At 43.0% G+C, this 24356-nt stretch carries 23 protein-coding genes and 1 other RNA gene; 14 read left to right on the top strand and 10 right to left on the bottom strand.

The annotated features are described in order from the left end of the window. Positions 1 to 12 precede the first annotated feature (12 nt). Positions 13 to 330 carry a hypothetical protein gene (locus tag ABDK00_RS07460; protein WP_346239538.1) on the bottom strand — a complete coding sequence of 106 codons (318 nt, stop codon included), beginning with the start codon at positions 328 to 330 and terminating at the stop codon, positions 13 to 15. A gap of 189 nt (positions 331 to 519) precedes the next feature. Here ABDK00_RS07460 and sufB point away from each other — a divergent pair, with 189 nt between their 5' ends. The 8 genes from sufB to ABDK00_RS07420 all read left to right on the top strand — a co-directional run bounded on the left by sufB (position 520) and on the right by ABDK00_RS07420 (position 7170). After that, entirely contained in the window at positions 520 to 2004 is a 1485-nt protein-coding gene (gene sufB, locus ABDK00_RS07455) for a Fe-S cluster assembly protein SufB (RefSeq protein WP_346239537.1), read from the top strand. Positions 2005 to 2078: 74 nt separating this feature from the next. Then, positions 2079 to 2828 carry a Fe-S cluster assembly ATPase SufC gene (gene sufC, locus ABDK00_RS07450; protein ID WP_346239536.1) on the top strand — a complete coding sequence of 250 codons (750 nt, stop codon included), beginning with the start codon at positions 2079 to 2081 and terminating at the stop codon, positions 2826 to 2828. A gap of 75 nt (positions 2829 to 2903) precedes the next feature. Continuing rightward, complete coding sequence (gene sufD / locus ABDK00_RS07445; protein ID WP_346239535.1) at positions 2904 to 4208, top strand: Fe-S cluster assembly protein SufD; 1305 nt, start codon at positions 2904 to 2906, stop codon at positions 4206 to 4208. A gap of 79 nt (positions 4209 to 4287) precedes the next feature. Next, a complete protein-coding gene (locus ABDK00_RS07440; RefSeq protein WP_346239534.1) occupies positions 4288 to 5538 on the top strand; it encodes a cysteine desulfurase in 1251 nt (416 codons plus the stop codon). A 10-nt stretch (positions 5539 to 5548) separates the two neighbouring features. After that, on the top strand, positions 5549 to 5977 hold the full coding sequence (locus ABDK00_RS07435) for a SufE family protein (protein WP_346239533.1): 429 nt from the start codon (positions 5549 to 5551) through the stop codon (positions 5975 to 5977). 28 nt (positions 5978 to 6005) lie between these two features. Beyond that, positions 6006 to 6317 carry a DUF59 domain-containing protein gene (locus ABDK00_RS07430; protein ID WP_346239532.1) on the top strand — a complete coding sequence of 104 codons (312 nt, stop codon included), beginning with the start codon at positions 6006 to 6008 and terminating at the stop codon, positions 6315 to 6317. 46 nt (positions 6318 to 6363) lie between these two features. Further along, positions 6364 to 6831 (top strand): Rrf2 family transcriptional regulator, encoded by a 468-nt coding sequence (locus tag ABDK00_RS07425; RefSeq protein ID WP_346239531.1) that lies wholly within the window; start codon positions 6364 to 6366, stop codon positions 6829 to 6831. 135 nt (positions 6832 to 6966) lie between these two features. Next, positions 6967 to 7170 (top strand): hypothetical protein, encoded by a 204-nt coding sequence (locus ABDK00_RS07420; protein ID WP_346239530.1) that lies wholly within the window; start codon positions 6967 to 6969, stop codon positions 7168 to 7170. Positions 7171 to 7239: 69 nt separating this feature from the next. Here ABDK00_RS07420 and ABDK00_RS07415 read toward each other — a convergent pair whose 3' ends face one another. The 5 genes from ABDK00_RS07415 to ABDK00_RS07395 all read right to left on the bottom strand — a co-directional run bounded on the left by ABDK00_RS07415 (position 7240) and on the right by ABDK00_RS07395 (position 15511). After that, positions 7240 to 10980, bottom strand: coding sequence for a HAMP domain-containing sensor histidine kinase (locus ABDK00_RS07415; RefSeq protein ID WP_346239529.1), 3741 nt, complete (start codon positions 10978 to 10980; stop codon positions 7240 to 7242). A gap of 2 nt (positions 10981 to 10982) precedes the next feature. Next, the gene (gene mazG / locus ABDK00_RS07410) at positions 10983 to 11765 is read right to left on the bottom strand and encodes a nucleoside triphosphate pyrophosphohydrolase (protein WP_346239528.1); all 783 of its coding nucleotides are present in this window, start codon (positions 11763 to 11765) and stop codon (positions 10983 to 10985) included. Positions 11766 to 11912: 147 nt separating this feature from the next. Continuing rightward, positions 11913 to 12731 carry an alpha/beta hydrolase gene (locus ABDK00_RS07405; RefSeq protein ID WP_346239527.1) on the bottom strand — a complete coding sequence of 273 codons (819 nt, stop codon included), beginning with the start codon at positions 12729 to 12731 and terminating at the stop codon, positions 11913 to 11915. Between the two features lie 61 nt (positions 12732 to 12792). After that, positions 12793 to 13947 (bottom strand): 1-deoxy-D-xylulose-5-phosphate reductoisomerase, encoded by a 1155-nt coding sequence (locus tag ABDK00_RS07400; protein ID WP_346239526.1) that lies wholly within the window; start codon positions 13945 to 13947, stop codon positions 12793 to 12795. Between the two features lie 55 nt (positions 13948 to 14002). Next, positions 14003 to 15511 carry a GH3 auxin-responsive promoter family protein gene (locus ABDK00_RS07395; RefSeq protein ID WP_346239525.1) on the bottom strand — a complete coding sequence of 503 codons (1509 nt, stop codon included), beginning with the start codon at positions 15509 to 15511 and terminating at the stop codon, positions 14003 to 14005. Between the two features lie 154 nt (positions 15512 to 15665). Between ABDK00_RS07395 and rplU the strand changes: the two genes are divergently transcribed. The 4 genes from rplU to ABDK00_RS07375 all read left to right on the top strand — a co-directional run bounded on the left by rplU (position 15666) and on the right by ABDK00_RS07375 (position 18514). Beyond that, positions 15666 to 15965: a 50S ribosomal protein L21 gene (rplU, locus tag ABDK00_RS07390; RefSeq protein ID WP_346239524.1), complete on the top strand. Its 300-nt coding sequence runs from the start codon at positions 15666 to 15668 to the stop codon at positions 15963 to 15965. Positions 15966 to 16013: 48 nt separating this feature from the next. Then, complete coding sequence (rpmA, locus tag ABDK00_RS07385) at positions 16014 to 16277, top strand: 50S ribosomal protein L27 (protein WP_346239523.1); 264 nt, start codon at positions 16014 to 16016, stop codon at positions 16275 to 16277. Positions 16278 to 16464: 187 nt separating this feature from the next. After that, positions 16465 to 16737 carry a hypothetical protein gene (locus tag ABDK00_RS07380; protein ID WP_346239522.1) on the top strand — a complete coding sequence of 91 codons (273 nt, stop codon included), beginning with the start codon at positions 16465 to 16467 and terminating at the stop codon, positions 16735 to 16737. 94 nt (positions 16738 to 16831) lie between these two features. Continuing rightward, complete coding sequence (locus ABDK00_RS07375; protein WP_346239521.1) at positions 16832 to 18514, top strand: helix-hairpin-helix domain-containing protein; 1683 nt, start codon at positions 16832 to 16834, stop codon at positions 18512 to 18514. A gap of 27 nt (positions 18515 to 18541) precedes the next feature. On the opposite strand, the gene ABDK00_RS07370 is transcribed toward ABDK00_RS07375, so the two are convergent. Next, entirely contained in the window at positions 18542 to 19009 is a 468-nt protein-coding gene (locus tag ABDK00_RS07370) for a DUF3276 family protein (protein WP_346239520.1), read from the bottom strand. A gap of 247 nt (positions 19010 to 19256) precedes the next feature. Here ABDK00_RS07370 and rseP point away from each other — a divergent pair, with 247 nt between their 5' ends. Then, positions 19257 to 20642, top strand: coding sequence for an RIP metalloprotease RseP (gene rseP / locus ABDK00_RS07365; RefSeq protein WP_346239519.1), 1386 nt, complete (start codon positions 19257 to 19259; stop codon positions 20640 to 20642). 300 nt (positions 20643 to 20942) lie between these two features. Continuing rightward, positions 20943 to 21319: a transfer-messenger RNA gene (ssrA, locus tag ABDK00_RS07360) on the top strand. A 36-nt stretch (positions 21320 to 21355) separates the two neighbouring features. Here ssrA and ABDK00_RS07355 read toward each other — a convergent pair. The 3 genes from ABDK00_RS07355 to ABDK00_RS07345 form a co-directional block, all read right to left on the bottom strand. Further along, positions 21356 to 21625: a hypothetical protein gene (locus tag ABDK00_RS07355; RefSeq protein ID WP_346239518.1), complete on the bottom strand. Its 270-nt coding sequence runs from the start codon at positions 21623 to 21625 to the stop codon at positions 21356 to 21358. A gap of 84 nt (positions 21626 to 21709) precedes the next feature. After that, complete coding sequence (locus tag ABDK00_RS07350) at positions 21710 to 22354, bottom strand: rhomboid family intramembrane serine protease (RefSeq protein ID WP_346239517.1); 645 nt, start codon at positions 22352 to 22354, stop codon at positions 21710 to 21712. A 48-nt stretch (positions 22355 to 22402) separates the two neighbouring features. Continuing rightward, positions 22403 to 24235 carry an ABC transporter ATP-binding protein gene (locus ABDK00_RS07345; protein ID WP_346239516.1) on the bottom strand — a complete coding sequence of 611 codons (1833 nt, stop codon included), beginning with the start codon at positions 24233 to 24235 and terminating at the stop codon, positions 22403 to 22405. Between the last annotated feature and the right edge of the window lie 121 nt (positions 24236 to 24356).

Raw genomic sequence — 24356 nt, 5'->3', positions numbered from 1 at the left:
GAGGAAGAAAACCTATTCCTCTACTTTGTCTTCAGCCTTTTCGCCATTTTCAACGATGTCGCCCGGCTTGAACAAAACATTTTTCATTATCGTGCGCCAATCTTCTTTTTTTCTAAGCAGGAATTCCAGGTCCATAGAAAAATGGATAAACTCCTCCTTCTGCGCCTGCTTCATAATTTTTTTGGCTTCGTTGTCTTTTTCTACATGAATGCGCTGCTCATACCAGTCAATAGCTTCTGCTTCTTCAATCAACGATTGAATCATCCTGGCAAAAGTGCGCACTTCTTGTGATAATTCTTCCGGTGGTTCGTGATACTGATCAAATCCCATAGTTTTTTGATTTAAACGGTTGATAAAAAGGAAGAAACGCAATTATTAAGCCAACAAAAACCACCGCCAGCGGAATTTGCCCAACCCCTGCGTAACTATAAACGCCGCTTATCAGCCTATCAGAAAAATTTATCGAAATCTGTCGCGGTTCATTTGTACTTTTTAGTATAAATAATCTACCTTTGCACGATGAATACTGATGCAGAACAATTAATAAAGCCCGAATTGGCTGATGCGGAGTTCGATCCCATCGAAAGCCATGTCAATAGCGAGTACAAATATGGGTTTGTGACCGATATAGAATCCGAATCCGCCCCTAAAGGTTTAAACGAAGATATTGTCCGTTTTATCTCGGCCAAAAAAAATGAGCCCGAATGGATGCTCGAATGGCGGTTGAAAGCCTATGCTCAATGGCAGAAAATGGCCGAACCTAATTGGGCCAATGTCACTTTTCCGCCGATCAACTACCAGGATGTTATTTATTATTCGGCGCCTAAACAGAAAGTAAAGCCCAACAGTCTGGACGAAGTGGATCCGGAATTGCTGAAAACTTTTGAAAAGCTGGGCATCTCCCTGGAAGAGCAAAAGCGGCTGACCGGGGTAGCGGTAGACGCGGTGATCGATAGTGTCTCAATTGGTACTTCTTTTAAAAAGCAACTGTCTGAACAGGGTATTATATTTTGTTCGATGAGCGAAGCCATACAGGAACATCCCGAACTGGTTCGCAAATATTTAGGAAGCGTGGTTCCGGTGACGGATAATTATTTTTCGGCATTAAACTCAGCCGTTTTCAGTGATGGGTCCTTTTGTTTTATTCCAAAAGGCGTTCGCTGCCCCATGGAACTGTCTACCTATTTCCGCATCAATGCAGAAAATACGGGTCAATTTGAACGCACACTTATTGTTGCCGAAGATGATAGCTATGTAAGTTATCTGGAGGGTTGTACAGCGCCTATGAGAGATGAAAATCAATTACATGCAGCTGTTGTCGAAATCGTTGCTTTAGATAACGCGGAAGTAAAATACTCCACGGTGCAGAATTGGTATCCGGGCGACAAAGAAGGCAAAGGCGGTATTTATAATTTTGTGACCAAGCGTGGCATCTGCAAGGGCCATAATTCTAAAATCAGCTGGACACAAGTAGAAACCGGATCTTCCATCACCTGGAAATATCCCAGTGTAATTCTGCAAGGCGATAACTCCAATGGAGAATTCTATTCCGTAGCGGTGACCAATAATTACCAACAGGCCGATACCGGCACCAAAATGATTCACCTCGGCAAAAATACGAGAAGCCGTATCGTAAGTAAAGGTATATCAGCTGGTTACAGTAACAATAGTTATCGCGGACTAGTGCGAGTTGGTAAAAATGCTGCTAACGCGCGCAACTTCTCCCAATGTGATTCTCTTTTGTTGGGCGATAAATGCGGCGCTCACACCTTTCCTTATATCGAAGTAAAAAACAATACAGGTATTGTAGAACATGAAGCAACTACCTCCAAAATTGGTGAGGACCAGATTTTCTATTGCAACCAGCGCGGTATTGATACAGAAACAGCGGTCGCGCTGATCATTAACGGCTTTGCAAAAGAAGTAATGAACCAGCTTCCGATGGAGTTTGCAGTAGAGGCACAGAAACTTTTGGCAATCAGCCTGGAAGGAAGCGTTGGCTAAACTTTAATTATAAGAAAATAACAGGGCTTTTTCAGTCATAAATCTAAACTAAAATTTAATAAATCGCATATAAAATGTTGAAAATAAAAAACCTGAGAGCAGGTATTGAAGGAAAAGAAATTTTAAAAGGTATTAATCTGGAAATCAATCCGGGTGAAGTGCATGCTATCATGGGTCCAAATGGTTCAGGAAAAAGTACGCTTGCTTCCGTTCTTGCGGGAAAGGAAGATTATGAGGTGTTAGATGGTTCTGTGGAATTTATGGGTAAAGACCTTTTAGACCTGGCGCCGGAAGAACGTGCTGGCGAAGGTGTCTTTTTAAGCTTCCAGTATCCTGTTGAAATACCAGGTTTGAGCACAACTAATTTCATGAAGACGGCGGTAAATGAAATCAGGAAATATCGTGGCGAAGAAGAATTAGATGCCGTTTCTTTTCTTAAAAAAATGAAAGAAAAAATGGCATTGGTAGAAATTGACCAGGCTATGTTGAGCCGCGCCCTGAACGAAGGTTTTTCTGGCGGTGAGAAAAAGAGAAACGAAATTTTCCAGATGGCCATGTTGGAGCCTAAGCTGGCGATTCTTGACGAAACGGATTCCGGGCTTGATATCGACGCCATCCGTATTGTAGCCAACGGCGTGAATAAGTTGCGCAATAGCGAGAATGCTGTTTTGTGTGTGACGCACTATCAGCGCCTGCTGAATTATATTGTTCCCGATTTTGTGCATGTTTTATACAACGGGCAGATCGTAAAATCAGGAACAAAAGAACTGGCATACGAACTGGAAGAAAAAGGATATGATTTTATCAAAAGCGCGCTGGTTTAAAAGCGCACAGCGATAAAGAGCGGCAAGGAAACTGCTTACAGTTTTAGTATATCAACAAATTATCAGATCAATTCAATGGATACAATATCATATTTTAAAGAACGGTTTCAACAACTTCAGGAAAATCCTGTGGACAATCATATCAAAGATGTGAGAGATGAGGCGTTTAGGGAATTCGAACAAACAGGTATTCCCACCGTGAAGCACGAAGAGTGGAAGTACACGCGTATTAACGATTTTTTCAATAAGGATTATCATTTTACAAAAGACTTAAAAGAACAACAGTTTTCGGCTGCGGATCTTGAAGAATTGCAACTTCCTGGCCACGAAGATGCTAATTTAATTGTCTTTGTAAACGGCCACCTACACCCCGAGCTATCGCATACGCGCTCGGAGGAACTGGAAATTATTTCCCTTCAGGAAGCCACGGCGCACGAGCAATACGGGCAGATCGTAAAAGATCATTTGGGCCACAGTGCAGCTTATCATAAAGACGGCATCAATGCATTAAACACTGCTTTTATACAGGAAGGCGTATTTGTTCATGTTTTCAAAAGCAAAACGGCGAGCCACCCGGTTTATCTGTACAATATTACAGACGCCCGCAACGGCGCCATCTTTGCGCAGCCGCGCTGCCTGGTTCATTTGGCCGAGAATGCGCAAGTGCAGATCGTGGAGACCTTCGTAACCATCGGTTCTGACGAAAGCTTTACCAACCAGGTCATCGAACTTGTGGTAGAAAAAGATGCGGTTCTGGATTTATATAAAATTCAAAACGACGGGCCTAACTCGAAAGTGGTAAGCACCACGCATGTTCATCAAATTGGTAAAAGCGTCGCCAACGTTGTTACGGTGTGCCTCAATGGAGGATTGATCCGCAATAACCTGAACATGGTAATGAGCGCATCCTACAGCGAAGCCAATATGTACGGGCTCTACCTGGGCGACAATCAAACTCATATTGACAACCATACAGTGGTTGATAACCGCGAACCTAATTGCCTCAGCAACGAACTTTATAAAGGCGTACTTGACGGGCATTCAACCGGGGTTTTTAACGGAAAGATTTTCGTTCGCCAGATCGCTCAAAAAACAAATGCCTATCAAAGCAACCGTAATATTCTTTTATCAGAAAACGCCAGCGTTAATACCAAGCCCCAACTGGAAATTTTTGCGGATGATGTAAAATGTTCGCATGGCTGTACGGTAGGCCGCTTAGATGAAGACGCGCTTTTTTATATGCGCTCAAGGGGTATTGAAGAAAAAACAGCTACTTCCCTCCTGTTGCACGGCTTTGCGCTTGATGTGCTGGCAAAGATCAAGCATGAAAATGTTCAAAGCTTTGTCGATGCGTTGGTGGTTAAGAAGTTGAATTTATAAAATAAAGTGTCATCAAAAATAATCCGGGAAATGCATGTCCGTTTCCCGGTCTTGCTTTGAATGACATCAAAGTAGTGCGATGATGAATACAACAATTGAAGCAACCTTTAAAGGTTATGATATAGAAAGCATCCGGAAAGATTTTCCAATTTTGAACCGGAAGGTGAAAGGCTATCCTTTGGTATATTTTGATAATGCCGCCACTTCTCAAAAACCCCAATCGGTGATTGATGCGCTGGTCCATTATTACAGCTACAATAACGCCAATGTTCATCGTGGCATCCATTCGTTAGCCGAGGAAGCCACAGCTGATTTTGAGGCGACGCGCGATGCGGTTAAAAGCTTTATCAATGCGCAGTCGCGGGAAGAAATCATTTACACACGCGGCACCACCGAGAGCATCAATTTGGTCGCTTATACCTGGGCAAAGCAAAACCTGGCGGAAGGCGATGAAGTGATCATTTCCGGAATGGAGCACCACTCGAATATTGTTCCCTGGCAAATTATCTGCGAGCAAAATAAGGCCCGTTTAAAAGTCATCCCGGTAAATATCAACGGTGAGTTGCTGATGGACGAGTTTGAAAACTTGCTCAGCGACCGAACGAAGCTCGTTGCGGTAAATCATGTGTCTAATGCAATGGGAACGGTCAATCCCGTAAAAACGATTATCCAAAAAGCCCATGCAAAAGGCGCTGTAGTGCTGATCGACGGCGCGCAAAGCGCCATGCATTTGGACATTGATGTGCAGGATCTGGATTGCGACTTTTTTGCCTTCTCTTCCCACAAATTGCTCGGGCCTACGGGCATGGGCATTCTTTACGGAAAAAAAGAGTTGCTGCAAACAATGCCTGTTTTTGCGGGAGGCGGAGAAATGATCAGGGAAGTAACTTTTGAAAAGACAACTTACAACGATCTTCCTTATAAATTTGAAGCCGGCACGCCGAATATTGCAGATGCCATAGCGCTGAAACCCGCGATCGATTATATCAATAAAATTGGGAAAGAAAATATCCGTCGCCACGAGGATATGCTTTTGGCGCATGCCACAAAAAAATTGAAAGAGATTGAAGGGCTGAAGGTCATAGGCGATAACGATCACAAAGTGAGTGTGGTTTCTTTCGTCATCGAAGGTGTTCATCCGCAAGACATCGGCGTTCTCTTAGACAACCGCGGTATCGCCGTGCGCACGGGACACCATTGCGCCGAGCCACTGATGAATCATTTTTGCATTCCGGGAACCATACGAGCGTCATTCGCGCTATACAATACCACGGAAGAAATTGACCTGATGATGGAAGCTTTGAACAGAGCGGTAAAAGTGCTGCGATAAAATTCGACTCATGATGAAAACAATTGAACAAACAGAAACGGAAATAGTAGAAGATTTTGCACTTTTTGATAGTTGGGATGATAAATATGAGTATATTATTGACCTGGGGAAAAAGTTGCCGCCCCTACCCGACGAATTTAAAAAAGATGAGAACAAAGTGAAGGGTTGTCAATCAACGGTATGGCTGGTCGCTGACTATCGCGATGGTAAAGTATTTTTCCAGGCGGAGAGCGACGCGGTGATAGTAAAAGGCCTGATCAGTATGCTAATCCGCGTGTTGAGCGGCCATTCGCCGGAAGAAATTCTCGCTGCAAAAATGGATTTTATCAATAAGATCGGCATGACGAGCCATTTGGCACAAACGCGCTCAAACGGGTTGTTGGCAATGGTAAAACAAATGAAACATTATGCCCTGGCTTACAGCCTCAGGCAAAACTAAAGCTTCGGGATTTTTAAAATAGCAGATCATGAACGAATCTGAAATAGAAAACAGAGTGGTCGAAGTGCTTCAAACCATTTTCGACCCCGAGCTTCCGGTGAATATTTTTGAACTGGGGCTGATTTATAAAGTGGAAGTTAATGAAGGCGGCAACGTGTTTGTGCTGATGACGCTTACCGCGCCCGGCTGCCCGGCGGCGCAAAGCCTGCCCATGGAGGTGGACGAAAAAGTAAGAGCAATTGAGGGCGTTTCAGACGTTTTGGTGACCGTCACCTGGGATCCGCCGTGGAACAAATCGATGATGAGTGAAGCTGCTCAACTCGAACTCGGCTTTATGTAAATGTTCAAAATAAATTGTCTTTGCAGAAAACTATAAAAGGAAACTCATGAAAATCACTGCACAGGAAGAATATGGCTTAAGAATACTGATACGCATTGCGTCCTGCAAAGACCAGGACGGCATGAGTATTCCGCAATTGAGCGAGACGGAGCAGCTCAGCCAGCATTATATTGCCAAGCTAACTCGCTTATTGCGCATGGCAAATTTTATAAGAAGTACACCCGGTAACAAGGGCGGATACGTTTTGGCCAAACCAGCCACCGAAATTATTATCAAAAACGTTTTGGAAGCGCTGGGTACGCCGCTTGATAAAGAATTCACGGATGAAAATGGCGCTGTCATGCGATTTTGTACCAGTTCGGTAGATTGCTCGTCGCGATCGCTATGGCAAATGATTCAAATGACAGTAAACTCGCTGCTTGAAAAGATAACTTTACACGATCTTGCCACCGAAAATGAAACCAATCGCACCATTTTTGACGCATTAAGTCCAGAATTTTTAAAAATTAAATAGATTTTTAATTTATTAAATCATAAAAAACTGATTGTCAATAAAAAAAAATTTGAAATTATTTTTTGTTTTTGGGTTACCTCTTTGTGTTTTCGGTATTAATCTTCAAATTATAATTTTAAAACAAAAAAAACAATCATGAAAAAATTATTCGCAATTGCTCTGATCGCTGTTTCTTTCGCGGCTTGTAACAGTGCTGAAACTGAAAGTGCTGAAGCTACTGCTGATTCTTTAGACGCTGCTGTTGAAGCTACTGCTGATTCAGCTCAAGCTACTATCGACTCTGCTGCTGCTACAGTTGATTCTGCTGCTGCTGCTGCGGTTGATTCTTTGAACAACTAAGAATTTCAGAACTCAATTATAAAAGGCCGGTTGATTATTCAGCTGGCTTTTTTGATGTCATGCACCCCTCTAAGCCAGCGGCATCTTAATTTGGAAAGAAGTACCCACGTTTACATGGGTATTGAATGATATCTCGCCTCCGGCTTGTTCGATAATGGTTTTACACATGGCCAAACCAAGGCCTGTGCCCGAACTTTTCGTTGTGAAATTCGGCGTGAAGATTTTGCTTAGCATCTCTTCGCTGATGCCCACACCGTTATCCGTTACCGTAACGTACACATTATTACCTTCTATCTTTTCAGTCACACTCATTTTGAATGATATGTCTGGACGAGCGGCTTCTATGCCGTTCCCAAATAAATTGGTGAACACCCTGTTCATTTGGGTTTTGTCAGCGAAAACCAGAATGGGCTGCGATAAGGGTTGCCAGGTCAATTCTACTTCTGGATTTTTACTGTAAATAACGATCAGCGGTTGAATCACTTCATGCAGGTCAAACACTTCTGTTTTCACCTGGTTGATGTTTGCAAACTGGGAAAAGTCAGCCGCAATCTTCGATAAATGGTCGATCTGCTCTACCAATGTTTTTGAAACATTGAAAGTCAGCTGCTGAACGTTAGGGCTATCATTATTAATTGCCTTTTGCAGATACTGCAGGCTCAGCTTCATCGGTGTCAGCGGATTTTTGATTTCATGGGCGACCTGCCGCGCCATTTCACGCCAGGCTTCCTGCCGTTCCGATTTTGCAAGGGCATTAGCGCTGATCTGTAGTTTTGTAACCATTTTGTTGTACTCCGCTACCAGGCTTCCGATTTCATCATTTTTTTCCCAAACGATCATTTCGTTATTCTTGGACAGATTGACCTGCATAAGCTTGTCGCGTATCAACGCGAATGAGTGGGTAACACGGTTAGTGATCAAAAGCGCGACCAGCCCGGTAATCAAAAATATAAAAGCGTTTAAATTAATAAGCGTGACGAGGAAGCGTGATATTTCCTCGTTCAATACCTTTTCGGAAGTAAAATAAGGAATGCTGAGATAGGCGTAGAAAAAGCCCGCATCATTTCTCAGCGGCGCATACATATTAGTGTACTTCAGCTCGGAAACCTTTTCCTTCTGCGTATGCTCAATGCGGCGCAACCTCAACAGATAATAATAAGCGCGCGGATCAATTTGCGTACTCAAAACTCCCTTCCTGTACAAATCGGGCTGGCTGCTGGCGAGCAAAGCGCCTTTAAAATTGTAAATATTAACATCCACCCCGTGAATATCCGCCACCCGCTTGATGATATCTTCCAGTCGCTGCGAGTTTAAGGTGTCCGCCTGTTCATAAACCAGAGAGCCAATTTCCTTTCGCGATTGCATTTCATTCACCATTATATTCATTGTCCGGCCAAGATGCTCGGCATTAGAATCTTCAAAGCGCTGAATAAAAAATGAGATCGTGGCAATACCGATTACAAGGAATGACAACAGCGTAATCAGGATAAATGTGTTGTGGATCTGCCCGCGAATGCTTGTGGAGAATTGAAGCCGCTTCTTCAGGAGGCTTTTATTGAGAATCAAGTTCAACAAATTAGACATCAGCTGAATCAGCGCTACCAAAAAAAGAAAAGCGCAAAAAATATAAGAAAACAAGGTAATCGTCTCAAGGACACGTTCGTTCTTACGCGTCATCACGATCACTTTATTCGCGCTTGGCCGATACCAAAGTTCGCTGTAGCCATTATTATTTCTTAATTCAAAAGTCGTTTTGGGTATTTGCGATTGTACCAGGCTGTAGGTAAATGGATATTTTTTTGATGACGAAACCAATAATTTATCTGAATAGATCGCGTAGCTATAGACCGGCGAATTATAAAATTCCCAATCGTGGTACTGGCGAAATAACTCCGGACTGATATCAACCGATGAGAACTTCTTCGGCTGGGAGATAATACAAACATTTCCCACGAGCTGGCCGGCATCGTCCTTAATCGTTCGATAAGTAATATAAGCGAAGTTGCCATATGAAGCTTCATAAATATAGAGGTCGGGCAAACCAGTCGAGTCCGACTGCCGGCTGATGATGGTATTGATAGATTCGTAAGTGAGCGCGCCGGGATTAAATAACGGCTGATGCGTGCTGTCAAAAAAATAAATACTACCCGCATACTCCCTGAGATAGCGATAGTAATTGGTTGACAAAATACTGTCCCGTAGAAATTGGTTTTGCGTTTTGTCGTACAACCGGTGAAAATTATCCTGGAAAAAATCGTTATCCAAATAGGTATTGGCCATAACCACGAGGCGCTCGGTGGATGGGTTGCTCTTGGTTTCAAGTTTTTCAAGGTAAAGCTTCCGCTGGGCCAACTCGGCTTTGTTTATTTCGGCGAGCATCAACACGGATATACTGATTGAAAAAATAAAAATCCAGATAACAATGCCGGAAATATTAAAGCGAATCAGCCGGTTAAGCGCTGTCTCATTGTTGAATAAAAAAGTATAAAGCAACAGCCACGACAGGCAGAAAAGATAGAGTTTGATAGAGTGCGTGGATGAAATGGCAATATATGACAACCCTAATACAGCAATCAACAGGTAGATATAATATACGCGGCCTGCAAAAGATGGGAATAGATAATTATAAATAATGCGCGAAAAATAGTGAAAGCCCAACGACAGAAAAGCCAGGATTACAAACCCTACGGCTGTGAAAAAGCTTAGGCTAAAGAAATTGGTCACGTCAAATGAAACCTGCGAACGCGCAACGATACTCCTGATCACGTTGACCGTGGTGAACGTCAGCAACAAGAGAAAGAAAATGTAAAGAATCCCTTTGATCCACTGTACGTGCCCCTTTTGCGGCTTAGGCGGCTCCGACCCGTCGGGTTTAATGCGATTCCAGATAAAAATACCGAACCAGCAAAACAATGCACTGCTGATCAACAAATCACCTAAGCTCGGCAGCATGCGGCCTGCTTCGTACAAAGCAGGATTGAACAGCTCGAGCTGTTGCAACTGGAACAAGTCGCTAAACAAGTATAGCAAAATGCGAAACAACAGCAGGCAGGCAATAAAAAATGGTATATCTGCGAATTTGTACTTTCTTACAACGCTTTTAAAAAGAATAAAATAAATGGCAAGAAAAATAAAGAAGAAGCTGATTAATCTGAGGATCACAAATCCGTAATCATCCGTTTCGGAGATAGTGCCGGGCTTTTGCTTTAAATAAAAAAGTACTTTTCCCGAAAGGGACCTTACAACATCCGAAGTAGGCGTGTCGCTTATCTCAGCAATGTCGTCAAGCCCGGTGTTGAGTGGGTAAGATTCTTTGAAATTATCCGACGTGATAAAAAACTGCGATTTGATAAGGATGGCGTAACACACTTTCAAGCCATCTTTGTTTTTATATCCGCTTTTTTTAATAAAATAATACCCGTTTGAAAGCCGTAAAAATTCCTCAGACTTACCATTGTTAATAATACTGTCGGGAATGATGGTGACCGCAGTGTTCCAAAATTTTAGATAACGCGTTGTACCTGCCGTTCCGTAGAGATAAAAAAAATAGGGCTTTTTATAAAGGAAATCGAGATCAGCCTGGGTAGCGCGACCCGAGTTAAAACGGCTTATCAAAGCGGTGTCTTCCAAAACCATCTTCACGTCCTGCTGTTGCTTATGAATTTGCTTTTCAAGCGATTTCACCTGCTGGGCGAAAGAAGACCGGTTGTAGGATAGCGATTGAAAGATGAAGGAGCAGGCAAACAAAAATATCGCCGCGACGAGAATGACGTAGCTCCAAAAATTCTTATTTTTTAGCACACTATGCATTTCTAACCGCCGGCTTTTACTAAATTCCAGATCTTATCCATTTCATCAAGCGTCATATCCCTCAAACTTTTATCTTGCTGCCGCGCCATATTTTCCATTTCCGTAAAACGCCGTTTAAATTTTTTGTTGGTCCGTTCAAGGGCCGCATCGGCATCAATATTTAAAAACCTTGCATAATTAATAATCGAAAACATCAAATCTCCCAACTCTTCTTCCTGGTGCAGTTGGTCACCGCCTTCAACAGCCTCAGACAACTCCTTCATTTCCTCTTCGACTTTCCTCCAAACATCCTCCTTGTGGCTCCATTCAAAGCCCACCTGCTTGGCCTTTTCCTGTAGGCGCATGGCTTTGGCAACACTCGGTAAACTATTGGGAACGCCGCTTAAAACCGAGCGCTTCCCTTCCCCTAGTTTGATTTGCTCCCAATTCTTTTTTACATCTTCTGCCGATTGCACTTCAATCAACTGTGGATTTACCTCTTCCGCTGGATAAATATGCGGATGTCTTTTAATCAGTTTTTCGCAGATGGAATGCGCGACGTCGTGAATATCAAACTGTTTCTTCTCTGAAGCTATTTTTGAATAAAAAACAATATGCAGGAGCAGATCACCGAGCTCTTCTTTTATATCCGCCCAGTTTTCTTCTAAAATGGCATCTGTAAGCTCGTAGGTTTCTTCCAACGTCATCTGCCGTAACGACTGTATGGTTTGCTTTTGATCCCACGGACATTTTTCCCTAAGGGTATCCATAACCGTCACCAGTCTTTCAAAGCCATTCTCTAACATCAGCAGAATATTTAGTATATATATTTTGATCTAAGATAACTTGTAAACGTTTAATAGTTATCTGATTATTTAATGCATACTTGACGCATCAAATACTGTGCAGCAAATTTAGTATCAGGCAAAAGAATCGCAACAAACCAAAAAAACTCAAGAGGGCTGAGTAAAAAATTGATGGAAAAATAAAAGTTGATAGCCGATTGCCTTTTCCCAATAGGGCCAGTTGTGGCGCCCGGGGCGTGTGATATAGTCGTGCGGAATATTTAAATATAATAATTTTTCGTGCAATGCTTCATTCACTTTATAAAAAAAATCCTCCGTGCCACAGTCGATGATGATCTTGAGGGAATTGGGTTCAATAAGATGCAAAAGATTGATAACGGTATATTCATTCCACCGATCGGGAAACGCAGAAAATTTTCCGAGGCGTTTCGACATATCCCAATTATCAGGAAAAGGCCTGATATCGACCCCGCCGCTCAGGCTGCCACAAGCCCCAAAAACGTTCGGGTGTTTGATAGCCAGATACAAGGCACCATGGCCGCCCATGCTCAGCCCGGCAATGGCCCTGCCTTTCGAATTTGAAATGGTCGCATAGCGGCTATCGATCCAATCCACTAATTCTTTTGACACATAGGTTTCGTATTTCATGGAAGCGTCGACCGGGCTATCCCAATACCAACTGCTGAAACCTCCATCGGCGCATACCACAATTTGCTGATAAAGATCGGCTGATTTGAGTACGTCAGCGGCTTTGGCCCAATTGGCGTAATTGCCGCTGTAACCATGCAGCAAATAAACAACCGGATATTTTTCTGATTTGTTATAGTCGTCAGGGGTAATAACCACCGCCTTTATATCTTTTTTCATGATGGCGCTATGTGTCAACACCGTATCTACTTTGGCGGCCCACGCCTTTGCAGCAAAAAAAGGTAAGCATAAAAAAAGCCCGAGCATTCTTTTTTTCATCTGGAGTTAATTTTAAAATAATGGTGCCAGAGCGGCAACAATTACGTGCATGAAAAAGGTATTAAAGCTGGATAATATCAGCGGCGAGGCTTCTGGCTTCGGCATCGCTGTTGAGATAATCTTCAAAAGAAGGTTTCTCCATAAATGGCACTTTCTGCATGACGGATTCAATCACATCGGTCATTTCCAAAAAGCCAATCCGGTTTCTCAAAAACGCATACACGGCGATTTCATTAGCAGCGTTCATAATGCAGGGCAAATTACCTCCTTTTTGCAGCGCCTCAATCGATAAAGCCAAATTTCTGAAAGTACGCAAATCGGGTTCTTCAAAAGTAAAAGAGCTAAACTTCTTGAAGCTAAACCTGGTGTAATCGTTGGGCAGGCGGTAAGGAAAAGCCATGGCATACTGTATCGGTAAACGCATATCAGGCACGCCCAATTGGGCTTTCAAGCTGCCATCCTCAAACTGAACAAGGCTGTGAATGGCGCTTTGCGGATGCACCAACACTTCAATTTGATCGGGTTCAAGATTGAAAAGCCATTTGGCCTCGATCATCTCCAGGCCTTTATTCATTAGCGTTGCTGAATCAATAGAAATCTTCGCACCCATTTGCCAGTTGGGATGTTGCAGCGCATGCTCGCGCTTCACGTTGACGAGAAAGTTTGGCTTTCTTCCCAGAAATGGGCCGCCGGACGCAGTAAGATAAATTTTTTCAATTTTATTGCGTGCCTCTCCAACCAGGCACTGAAAAATGGCCGAATGTTCCGAATCGACGGGAATAATCGGCACCTGGTTTTCAACCGCCAGATCCATTACAATATCGCCCGCAACCACCAGGGTTTCTTTATTGGCAAGCGCGATGGCTTTTTTATTTTCGATAGCGCGCAGGGTGGGTTTGAGTCCTGCAAAACCCACGATGGCAGCGAGCATCATGTCGTAGCAATCCATGGCGGCTACCTCTTCGATCGCTTCTTCGCCAGCAAACACTTTGATGTCGGTACCCGATAGCTCTCCTTTTACCTTTTCATACAGTTTTTTCTCTCCAATTACGACAATGTTGGGGTCATATTCCAAAGCCTGCTCCACCAACATTTCATAATTATTATTGGCCGTTAAAATTTCCACAGAAAATTTATCGGGATTGTCTCTAATCACTTCCAGCGCCTGTTTACCTATTGATCCGGTTGAACCAAAAATGCCGATCCGTTTAATCATAATTTCAAAACTAACAAAATGGTGGTGATATATTTACAGAAAGAATGCCAAAGGCTTAATTATTTAATGCCGGTTGTGCCCAGCGGCTCAGGTTTTCTGCAATCTTGCGATCGTTGCTCAGGCGGGGCACTTTGTTTTGCCCTCCCAGCTTTCCTACTGATTTCATGTATTCAATAAAACCATTTTTCTTCACTGGCGTAATCTTCAGCGTTTGCAGAATATTTCCTGCGATCAAATCGTCGTAATAAACATTCTTCTCACGTAAATATACGTCCACCTTTTGAGAAAACCGTTCCATATTATCAGGCATATTATCAAACTCAATAAACCATTCGTGATAACTTTTGCCCTCGCCCTCGTTCACATAAGGAGCCACTGTAAACTCCGTGATATGAACACTTTCTTCGCGCGCAGCTTTCATCAGGCTATACTCCACTTCTTCGCCGATCACATGTTCTCCGAAGGCGGAAATATAGTGTTTGGTACGGCCCGTTACCACCAGCCGGTATGGATCGGTAGACACAAATTTTACCATGTCACCAATATCATAGCCCCATAAGCCCGCATTGCTATTGATAATTAAAGCATAATTCACCCCGGTCTTTACATCGCCCAACGACAAACGTTTGGGGTTTTCGCTGCCGATCTCCTCTTCGGGTATAAACTCGAAAAAGATGCCGCTGTCGGTGTTCAAAAGCAGGCCCGGTTCGGTTTGGCTATCCTGAAAAGCAAAAAATCCTTCTGACGCGGGAAAGGTTTCGATGCCATCCACTTTTCTTCCAATGCTTTGATATAACTTGGCTTTGTAGGGCTCGAAATTTACACCGCCATACACCATCACTGAGAAATTGGGGAAAATTTCACCGACAGGTTTGCCGGTCCTTTTGATCAGCTCATCAAAATACATCTGCATCCATGGCGGAATGCCACTAATGAGGGTCATATTCTGGTCGATCGTTTCATTCACGATTTGGTTCAATTTGGTTTCCCAATCTTCTATGCAATTGGTTTCATAGTCGGGCAGCTGGTTTTTTCTTAAATATTTAGGAATATGATGGTTCACAATGCCGCTCAACCGGCCGGTAGGTATGCCTCCCACCCTTTCCAAAACGGGAGAGCCGCTGAGGAAAATTAACTTACCATCCGCGAACTGCGTGTTGCCCGTTTCGGCCATATAACAAAGCAGCGCATTGCGGGCTGAGTTAATGTGATTGCCTATCGAATCTTTCGTAATCGGTATATATTTCGTTCCGCTGGTGGTACCCGATGTTTTCGCAAAATAAATGGGAACGCCCTTCCAAAGTACATTATGCTTTCCTTCTTTGATGAGTTGAATGTAAGCAGCCAGCGCTTCATAATCACGGACGGGAACCGCGTTGACAAATTCGCTATAAGCAGTTATATCGTCGAACTTGTGATCTTTTCCAAACTGTGTATTTTTGCCAACCTTAAGCAGGTTTTTGAAGATGGTTTGTTGATCTGCGACCGCAGTAAACATTCCTTTCTTTATGTTTTTGTGAACAATAGAGGCAAAGGGCTTTGCTAAAAAAGATTTGATTTTCATTAACTTATACAAATTTATACAGAACTGCGTCGCACTCAAATTTAGGCAAAAATAGCCGCTACGCCTACCTGACAAAAAAGGATTTGTGTAAAAAATAAATTATTGTTGAATTTTTCAGAATTTCTAATTACCTTTGCCGCCTAATTTTAATAAGATGATAGCAGTAATTAAAGTAGCAGGCCAACAATATAAGGTAGAAAAGGATCAGACATTATTCGTTCCCCATTTAGAAGGGAAAGCGGGAGATTCCATCAACCTGGATGTTTTATTTGTACATGCCGATGGCAAACTGTCGGTTGGGGCAGATAATAAAGCAACAGTGAGCGCTGAAATCGTGGATCACATTAAAGGCGATACTGTTATTGCATATAAAACAAAAAGAAGAAAAGGATTTCATAAAAAGAAAGGCCACCGTACTGCGTACACAAAAATTAAAGTTACCGGTATCGCTTAATTATTTCTTTAATAACTTTTATCAATATCAACTTCAAAATAATTAATCATGGCACATAAGAAAGGCGAAGGTAGTGTAAAAAACGGCCGCGACTCGGAAAGCAAAAGATTAGGTGTTAAAATATTCGGTGGTCAGCCTGCTATCGCAGGAAACGTTATTGTTCGTCAACGCGGAACGGTTTATCATCCGGGATCCAACGTTGGCGTAGGTAAAGATTTTACCTTGTTTGCATTAGCTGACGGTATCGTTGAATTCAAAAAAGGTAGAAAAGACAGAACCGTAGTTTCTGTTTCGGAGGCTGTTCAGGCTTAAGGAATATATTTTATTGATACTTGAAAGGATAGCGCCTGCTATCCTTTTTTTATTGCCCAATACTTAGATTGTTAATAAACGCCTGCTATGCCTTGACAACTTGTGGAAAAAAAATTTGCAGGAAGCTTTTTTTTGTCTAATTTTACTTTCGACAACCCATTTACTAATCAATTAAATTCAAATTCAAATGGCAAAAGCAGCAGCTAAAAAAGCGGCTCCTAAAAAAGCAGCAGCTAAAAAAGCGGCTCCTAAAAAAGCAGCTCCTAAAAAAGCAGCTCCTAAAAAAGCGGCAGCTAAAAAAGCAGCTCCTAAAAAGGCGGCAGCAAAAAAGGCAGCTCCTAAAAAAGTAGCAGCTAAAAAAGCAGCTCCTAAAAAAGCAGCAGCTAAAAAAGCAGCTCCCAAAAAAGCAGCAGCTAAAAAAGCAGCTCCTAAAAAGGCAGCAGCAAAAAAGAAAAAATAAGCAATCGCTTATAAAAAATTATAAACCTCCTCACGGGGGTTTTTTTTTGCACCCTAATGAGAGCATTCCGTAGCGTAATTGCTTATTTTGCAATATGAATAATGCAGAAATCGCTGAGCATTTTGCGCTGTTGTCCAGGTTAATGGATATCCATGGCGAAAACAGTTTCAAATCAAAAACCTATTCTATTGCCGCTTTCCATATTGAAAAGCTCGAACAGCCGCTGGCCGACACAGAGCGGGCTTCCATCGCTTCCATCAAAGGCCTTGGCCCCGCCGTTGCTGCCAAAATAGCCGAGCTGCTCGACACCGGGTCAATGGCTGCGTTACAGCAATTGTTAGACAATACGCCGGCCGGCGTTCGCGAAATGCTGCGCATCAAAGGGCTCGGACCGAAAAAAATTCACACCGTGTGGCAGGAAATGGGGATCCAGTCTATTGGAGAACTGGAATACGCCTGCAACGAAAACCGGCTGACGAGGTATAAAGGATTTGGCGCTAAAACGCAGGCCAACGTGTTGGAAGCGATCCAATTTTACAACCAACATGCGGGTCATTTTTTATATGCTCAAATAGAGCCGCTTTTTCCGACCGTTCAGCAATATTTGGAGCAGATGTTCGGAGCCGGGAATGTGTTGCCAACAGGCGACTATCGCCGGCAATTGCTCACACTTCATGAACTGGAGTTTGTGGTGAGCGCGGACAAAGCAGCGATCAAGCCTAAGTTCCAGACAGCTTATCCGCCGGAGCTTCTCGAAGAGACAGATGATTATATCGTCTATAAATTAACCAACGGGCTAAAGCTTAAACTGTTGCTAGCAAAGGGCAACATATATGCCCGCCAATTTTTAACATCGGCCAGCGATGCATTCCTTGAATCATTTTGGGCGCATGCGGCGCCTACAAACCTCGAAAAGGAAAACTTCGTCAGCGAAACTGATATTTTTAAAAAAGCGAATCTAGCCTTTATCCCTCCCTATTACCGCGAAACAGCAACAGCGGTGCAGCAAGCTGCCGCCAACAATCTCCCGAAGATGATCGAGCTTGCGGATATCAAAGGCATTATTCACAACCATAGCAACTGGTCGGACGGTGTTAATACGATCGAAGAATTAGCGCGCGAACTGATCAGCCACAATTTTGAATATCTCGTTATGTCTGATCACTCGAAAACGGCCGCCTATGCCAATGGCCTTTCGGAAGACCGGATTCGCGAGCAACATCTTTACATCGATCAGCTCAATCAGCAGCTAGCGCCCTTCAAAATATTTAAGAGTATTGAAAGCGATATTTTAAATGACGGAAGCCTCGATTACAGCGACGATATACTTCGATCCTTCGATCTGGTGATTGCTTCCGTTCACAGCAACCTTTATATGAACGAGGAAAAAGCGATGCAGCGCCTGCTTAAAGCCATCGGAAATCCTTTTACCACGATTTTAGGCCATCCCACCGGCAGGCTTTTGCTTAGCCGCAACGGGTATCCGCTCAATCATGAGAAAATTATTGACGCCTGCGCCGCTAATCATGTCGTTATTGAAATCAATGCAAACCCACACCGGTTAGATTTAGATTGGTCGTGGATTGATTACGCTATGCAAAAAAATGTGTTGCTATCGATCAACCCGGATGCCCACTCCATCGAAGGATTGTCGGATATAAAATATGGCGTGCTTGCTGCTCAAAAAGGAGGGCTTACCGCTCACTTTAATTTAAGCAGCTTTACCCTTTCCGAGTTTGAAGCATATCTTAAAAAGACAAAAGCCGCTAAAATTTAGCGGCTTTTTTTATAATACATTATTTCATTACCATTTATCAACCTCCTCGTGCGCGTCGGGAGCAGGCCCGGACTCTTCCGTTTTCGGCGCAACATTCTCGACAATTTTTTCATCATTGTCAGGCGCTTCAACGGGCGGCGGCGGAGTTACAGGAGCGCTACCCGTGGCAGGTGCGTGTGAAATCGTCGTGTTTTCCTCATCGTATTCATCGTGGTTAAACGCGTCAAAATCAAAATCAGGCATCAAATCAGTTTTCACAAACTCAACTGCTTCGTTCAAAGCCTTCAAAAATTTGTTGAAATCTTCTTTGTAAAGAAAAACCTTATGTCTGTCATAACCATTGTCATCAAACCTTTTGCGGCTCTCGGTAATGGTCAGGTAGTAATCGTTGCCTTTGGTTGACCGTACATCAAAAAAATAAGTCCTTCTTTTTCCTGCACGAAGCCGTTTACTGTAAATAGCTTCCATTTTTTTGTCGTTGTTTCCGTTCTCCACTTTCGTAATTGTTTACTTAATAAAGTTTACTTAGCTAACAAATATAACCATGTTTTTGAAAAAACAAAAAATAGTTGGCAAATACCTTAAATTATTTTATACATAAAATTCAATAAAAAATGAAAAAAATCAGCCGCACTTATATATTATTTTTAAAACACATACAAGCTTATATTTTCATGTTTTTAGCAAATCAGTAAGAACATTCAGTGTATCTTTGCTGACTTAAAAATTCTACAACGTACTAATGCTTTATATTTTAGCGATTAACTGGTCGGGAGTTGGAGTGCAGGCAGCGCAACTTATTTTGGCCCTTTCGATTCTTGTTTTACTACACGAATTTGGCCATTACATTACCGCACGATGGTTTGGATGCCGCGTCGAAAAGTTCTACTTGTTTTTTGATCCCTGGTTTTCTTTATTTAAAAAGAAAGTGGGCGATACCGAATATGGCGTTGGTTGGTTGCCCCTGGGCGGATACGTAAAAATCAGCGGGATGATTGATGAGAGCATGGACAAAGAGCAAATGAAACAACCGCCGAAAGCTTATGAATTCAGAAGCAAGCCCGCCTGGCAGCGTTTGATCATCATGCTGGCCGGCATCATTATGAATATTTTAGTGGCGTTTATCATTTATGCCATGATTCTTTTTGTGTGGGGCGAAAAGAAAACGCCTATGAGTTCGCTGCAAAATGGCGTAGCGGTTACGGACAGCCTCATGAGCGAGATCGGATTAAGATCAGGCGACAAAATTCTGGCGGTAAATGGCGAACCGGTTCCTTATTTTGAGGACCTCGCCGCAAAGATTCTGATCGGCAGCGAAACCATCGACATTGAGCGCGCCGGGCAGCACATGACAATACAGGTTCCCGTAAACCTGATTGGAAAACTCGTGGAAAGCCGCCGCAAGAAGGCCTTTATGTTTATGGAAAGGGTGCCTTCCTATGTGGGCGAGTATAACAAAGCATATAAAATGGATACACTGGGCGGGTATAAAGCCGGCCTGCGAAAAATGGACCTTATCACGGCGATCGACTCCACTCCTATCCAGTTTTACGACGAAATGTCGACGGTTTTAAAAAACAAGAAAAACCAGGCTGTTACGCTTTCGGTTTTAAGAAATGGCAATGCGCAGCTGATCAAGGCAAATGTTGATGCAGATGGCAGAATCGGCATTCCCTTTCTCACAGACGAGGAATATGAAGCGCTTGGCGCCTATAAAATCGAGAAACGGGAGTATAGTTTCTTTGCCTCGTTCCCGGCAGGTGTTAGAAAATCGGTTGAGAAACTGAAAGCATATATCGATCAGTTTGCGTTGATTTTAAATCCTAAAACAGAGGCTTATAAAGGCGTTGGCGGCTTTAAAGCAATGGGATCTATATTTCCTACGTTTTGGAGTTGGGAAGCGTTTTGGAATATCACGGCGTTTCTTTCCATCATTCTGGCGTTCATGAATCTTCTGCCGATTCCTGCCCTGGATGGCGGGCATGTGATGTTCACGCTTTATGAAATGGTAAGCGGCCGCAAGCCCAATGAAAAGTTTTTGGAATATGCGCAAATGGTCGGCATGATTCTGTTGCTGGGTTTGATGTTATATGCCAATGGAAATGACTGGTTTGGCTGGGGGAAATGATGTGTAGTTTTTGGGTTGATGGTTTATGGTTTATGGTTCATCGTTCATGGTTCATGGTTTATGGTTCATGGTTGATGGTTGATGGTTCATTGGATTAATGACAAGTATCCAGTATCAAGCATCCAGTATCAAGCATCCAGTATCAAGCATCCAGCATCAAGCATCCAGCATCGAGCATCCATAAAATCGAATAACTAAGTAGGATTGGTTATATTTTGCAGTTGAAGTGTGCGACGCAAGAAAGATGAGTTATATTTGCAGTTGATAACTTAAAAAAATAAAAGAAAACTGTATCCAAACGGGGGCGTTTGGTATTGACAGCGTAGGTCTTTGAAAGTGTAAGCATGTCGGGCGTTGTGTAATTAGCCCGTAAATCTGAATACTCAAACTTTAAATGGCAATACACAGTATGCCATGGCTGCCTAATCAGTGATTAGATAGTCATTAGGGCCGCGTTGAGCAGGTTGTTCTGCTGCCATGCTCCGCCGCCGACTCAAACAAACAAACGCAGAATGCTGCTACGTAAGGCTGTGAACGTAGCAAAAGACGATGCAGCTAAGCTTTGAATTGGTTGGTTCTTTTCCTGTTCATTGCCGACAATTAATAAAGAAATAAACATGTAGAAAGCTTTCGGAGGATATGTTTGGACACCGGTTCGAGTCCGGTCGCCTCCACAAAAAAAGCGTGTACCAACCCGTACACGCTTTTTTATTTTACTCGTGTTTTGTTTCTTTATAAACAAACTCCTCTATAAGGTCGAAGAGCGTGGTCCCTTCCCGGTTAATATTTTCGGTTTCAAACTTGTCTGTCAGCTCTATCGCCGTTTGGTAGAGATCTTCCGTAGCGCTGCGATCGAGCATTTCAGAAAATTTTTTAGGATTTTCTTCCTCTTGTAAATCTCTTAAATAACAAAGCGCCTCCACCACTTCAAAATGGGTTTTTTGCCAGGAGTCAAAGCCGCGGGGAAAATGATGTTCAGACATAGCAAATCAATTTTTGTTTAGAATTATATGACGATATAATAATACAAAATTTGCCCGGATATCCCCGCTTTATTACGTTAAATCTTATCCACGAATATTGGTAATGAAGTTTTGCCAAACATTAATGTCTCCTTTTAAAGAAACGAATACGATCGTAAACACAACGCCGAAAACGGCGCCCCACAAGTGCGCCCCGTGATTAATGCGGCCGCCGCCCTGCTTATCGAGGTAGGCTGAAATGCCCAGATAGATTAAGCCAAATATCCAACCCGGAATGCCCGGCAGAAAGAAAAAGCTGATAGGAATGGTCGGATAAAGAACGATACAGGCAAATATAACCGCCGACACCGCGCCCGAAGCGCCCAGGCTGCGGAAGTTGTAATCATCCTTATGTTTAAAATAATCCGGAATGCTCGAAATGATCAACGCGCCCACATAAAGCATCAAATAATAAAACGGAGCATCAGCGCCGAATACTTCAGGCGAAGCAAACAAACCTTTTTCGAGCCCGATACCGAAACTGTAAAACGCCAGCATATTAAAAGCCAGGTGCATAAAATCTGCATGAATCAAACCGCAGGTAATAAACCGGTAGTACTGATTGCGCTGCGAAATGGCAGGGCCATAAAAAATAAGGTTATCAATCAGTTTGTGGCTGTTAAACGCCAACAAGGAAACGATAACAGTAATGGCTGTAATGATCAGCGTAATAGAAAATGTAAATACCATCGGATAAAAATAGGGTTTATTCGTTTACGGAGATAATCGCTTTAGCGGTTATTCACTAACAGCTTTTCGCCCCTGTTGTTGACGATACAAACGGGCATAAAATCCGTTATTAATTTGCATAAGCGTTTCATGCGTGCCCTGCTCCACAATCCGGCCTTCATCTAAAACAATAATTCTGTCGAAACTGAGCAAAGAAAAAACGCGGTGGGTCATGATCAGGGCGGTTTTATCTTCCAAATACGCATTTAACCTGCCCATAATTTCCTGCTCCGTCTTTGCATCAACCGCGCTCAGACAGTCGTCAAAAATAATAAGCGCAGGATCTTTGATTAAAGCACGGGCAATGGAAATGCGTTGTTTCTGTCCACCGCTTAAGGTTACACCGCGCTCGCCCACCATTGTGTCGTACCCTTCGGAAAAACCTTCAATTTCTTTATGTACACCCGCAATCTGAGCCGCTTCCAGTACAGCAGCGTCGCCAGCATTGGGAATACCAAACCGGATATTGTTGCGAACCGTATCGCTGAACAAAAACACATCCTGCGGCACGTAACTGATTTGCTGGCGCAGCGACGCCAATTGGATATCCTTAATATGCGTTTCGTCAAATAATATGCTGCCCGAATCAGCATTATACATGCGGAGCAGCAGCTGTGCTACCGTCGTTTTGCCGCTGCCGGTGCGGCCTGTAACAGCCACCTTCTCGCCCTTTTTAATGCGCAGATCAAAATCCTGCAACGCTACAATGCCGGTGTCTGGGTAAGTAAAAGTGACATTCTTAAATTCTAAATTTCCCTGTAAGGGAAGGTCACGGGCCGCCGCCGTATCTTTCACTTCGGGTTCAATATCTAAAAATTCGTTCAGCCTTTTTTGTGAGGCTGCAGCGCGCTGCACCATGCTCGCTGTCAGGCCAATAGCGCTGACGGGAAAAGTGAGCATATTTACATACACAATAAACTCAACGATAGTTCCGAGGCTGATATCATGCGACTGATCGATATAATATAATCCTCCGATCATAATGGTCAGCAACGTACTGATACCAATCAGTAAATTAATAGAGGGGAAATAGATGGCTTCTGTTTTAGCAAGGCTCACCGCGCTCTTCCGGTATTTTTCTGTATTATCCTTAAAAAACTCAAGCATGGCTTTTTCCTGAACGAAGGATTTGATCACCCGTATGCCCGAATAAGATTCCTGTGCATTGGTGGTCAGGTCGGACAAAGCCTCCTGAATTTTTTCGCTTTTTTTATGAATGGTACTGTTGACAAAATAGATGATGATCGCCAGAATAGGCAATGGCAGCAAGACATATAAGGTTAGCTCTTTATTGCTTTGCAGCATAAAGAAAACGCTGAGTGCAATTACCGACACGAGGTTTACAATATACATGATGGCAGGCCCTGTGAAAATACGCACGCGACTTACATCCTCCGCAATGCGGTTCATCAGGTCGCCAACCTTACTGCGTTTAAAAAACAGGCTGTCGAGGCTTTGGTATTTGGCATATACTTCATTTTTTTGATCATACTCGATATGGCGGCTCATGACAATAATCGTTTGCCGCATGAGGAACATGAAAAAACTGCGCAACAAAGCAAGCAGCAGAATTACCACACTGGCAATGATAACCACCTGTGAAACCCGCCTGTCGGGCCCTATCCAATGGATCACTTTGCGCACCAGCACATCGTAGCCATTCTCGGAAACGAAAGCAGTGCCTGTCAGCGCCAGCGAATGATCGACATAATTGATAATGTAGCGCATCAACTGAGGCGACAGCACGTTAAAATAATTTGATAAAACAACGAAAAGGATACCAGCTCCCAGCCTAATTTTATACTTCCAGAAATATTTTCCCAATGCCCTTAAATGCCTCATAGATGCAAGGTAATGTTTTGTGAACGAATGAATTTATTAATACAGCTGTTAAAAAAATCCACTTCATTTAAAAAAATCTGCGATCCCCGTTTTGTACAATAAACATATTTACTATCTTGTC

The organism is Niabella insulisoli (assembly GCF_039652435.2).
In the GTDB taxonomy this organism is placed as follows: domain Bacteria; phylum Bacteroidota; class Bacteroidia; order Chitinophagales; family Chitinophagaceae; genus Niabella; species Niabella insulamsoli.
The sequence above is the reverse complement of the archived record's forward strand: the minus strand, read 5'-3'. Positions and strand labels throughout refer to the sequence as shown.

What these genes read in the sequence shown, in the direction of transcription:
- ABDK00_RS07460 (WP_346239538.1), bottom strand. Translation starts at nt 330, where the DNA reads ATGGGATTTGATCAGTATCACGAACCACCGGAAGAATTATCACAAGAA.
- ABDK00_RS07345 (WP_346239516.1), bottom strand. Translation starts at nt 24,235, where the DNA reads ATGAGGCATTTAAGGGCATTGGGAAAATATTTCTGGAAGTATAAAATT.
- ABDK00_RS07355 (WP_346239518.1), bottom strand. Translation starts at nt 21,625, where the DNA reads ATGTCTGAACATCATTTTCCCCGCGGCTTTGACTCCTGGCAAAAAACC.
- ABDK00_RS07425 (WP_346239531.1), top strand. Translation starts at nt 6,364, where the DNA reads ATGAAAATCACTGCACAGGAAGAATATGGCTTAAGAATACTGATACGC.
- sufD (WP_346239535.1), top strand. Translation starts at nt 2,904, where the DNA reads ATGGATACAATATCATATTTTAAAGAACGGTTTCAACAACTTCAGGAA.
- ABDK00_RS07420 (WP_346239530.1), top strand. Translation starts at nt 6,967, where the DNA reads ATGAAAAAATTATTCGCAATTGCTCTGATCGCTGTTTCTTTCGCGGCT.
- ABDK00_RS07400 (WP_346239526.1), bottom strand. Translation starts at nt 13,947, where the DNA reads ATGATTAAACGGATCGGCATTTTTGGTTCAACCGGATCAATAGGTAAA.
- ABDK00_RS07375 (WP_346239521.1), top strand. Translation starts at nt 16,832, where the DNA reads ATGAATAATGCAGAAATCGCTGAGCATTTTGCGCTGTTGTCCAGGTTA.
- ABDK00_RS07350 (WP_346239517.1), bottom strand. Translation starts at nt 22,354, where the DNA reads ATGGTATTTACATTTTCTATTACGCTGATCATTACAGCCATTACTGTT.
- ABDK00_RS07440 (WP_346239534.1), top strand. Translation starts at nt 4,288, where the DNA reads ATGATGAATACAACAATTGAAGCAACCTTTAAAGGTTATGATATAGAA.
- ABDK00_RS07395 (WP_346239525.1), bottom strand. Translation starts at nt 15,511, where the DNA reads ATGAAAATCAAATCTTTTTTAGCAAAGCCCTTTGCCTCTATTGTTCAC.
- rseP (WP_346239519.1), top strand. Translation starts at nt 19,257, where the DNA reads ATGCTTTATATTTTAGCGATTAACTGGTCGGGAGTTGGAGTGCAGGCA.
- sufB (WP_346239537.1), top strand. Translation starts at nt 520, where the DNA reads ATGAATACTGATGCAGAACAATTAATAAAGCCCGAATTGGCTGATGCG.
- ABDK00_RS07430 (WP_346239532.1), top strand. Translation starts at nt 6,006, where the DNA reads ATGAACGAATCTGAAATAGAAAACAGAGTGGTCGAAGTGCTTCAAACC.
- ABDK00_RS07380 (WP_346239522.1), top strand. Translation starts at nt 16,465, where the DNA reads ATGGCAAAAGCAGCAGCTAAAAAAGCGGCTCCTAAAAAAGCAGCAGCT.
- sufC (WP_346239536.1), top strand. Translation starts at nt 2,079, where the DNA reads ATGTTGAAAATAAAAAACCTGAGAGCAGGTATTGAAGGAAAAGAAATT.
- ABDK00_RS07405 (WP_346239527.1), bottom strand. Translation starts at nt 12,731, where the DNA reads ATGAAAAAAAGAATGCTCGGGCTTTTTTTATGCTTACCTTTTTTTGCT.
- rpmA (WP_346239523.1), top strand. Translation starts at nt 16,014, where the DNA reads ATGGCACATAAGAAAGGCGAAGGTAGTGTAAAAAACGGCCGCGACTCG.
- rplU (WP_346239524.1), top strand. Translation starts at nt 15,666, where the DNA reads ATGATAGCAGTAATTAAAGTAGCAGGCCAACAATATAAGGTAGAAAAG.
- ABDK00_RS07415 (WP_346239529.1), bottom strand. Translation starts at nt 10,980, where the DNA reads ATGCATAGTGTGCTAAAAAATAAGAATTTTTGGAGCTACGTCATTCTC.
- ABDK00_RS07435 (WP_346239533.1), top strand. Translation starts at nt 5,549, where the DNA reads ATGATGAAAACAATTGAACAAACAGAAACGGAAATAGTAGAAGATTTT.
- mazG (WP_346239528.1), bottom strand. Translation starts at nt 11,765, where the DNA reads ATGTTAGAGAATGGCTTTGAAAGACTGGTGACGGTTATGGATACCCTT.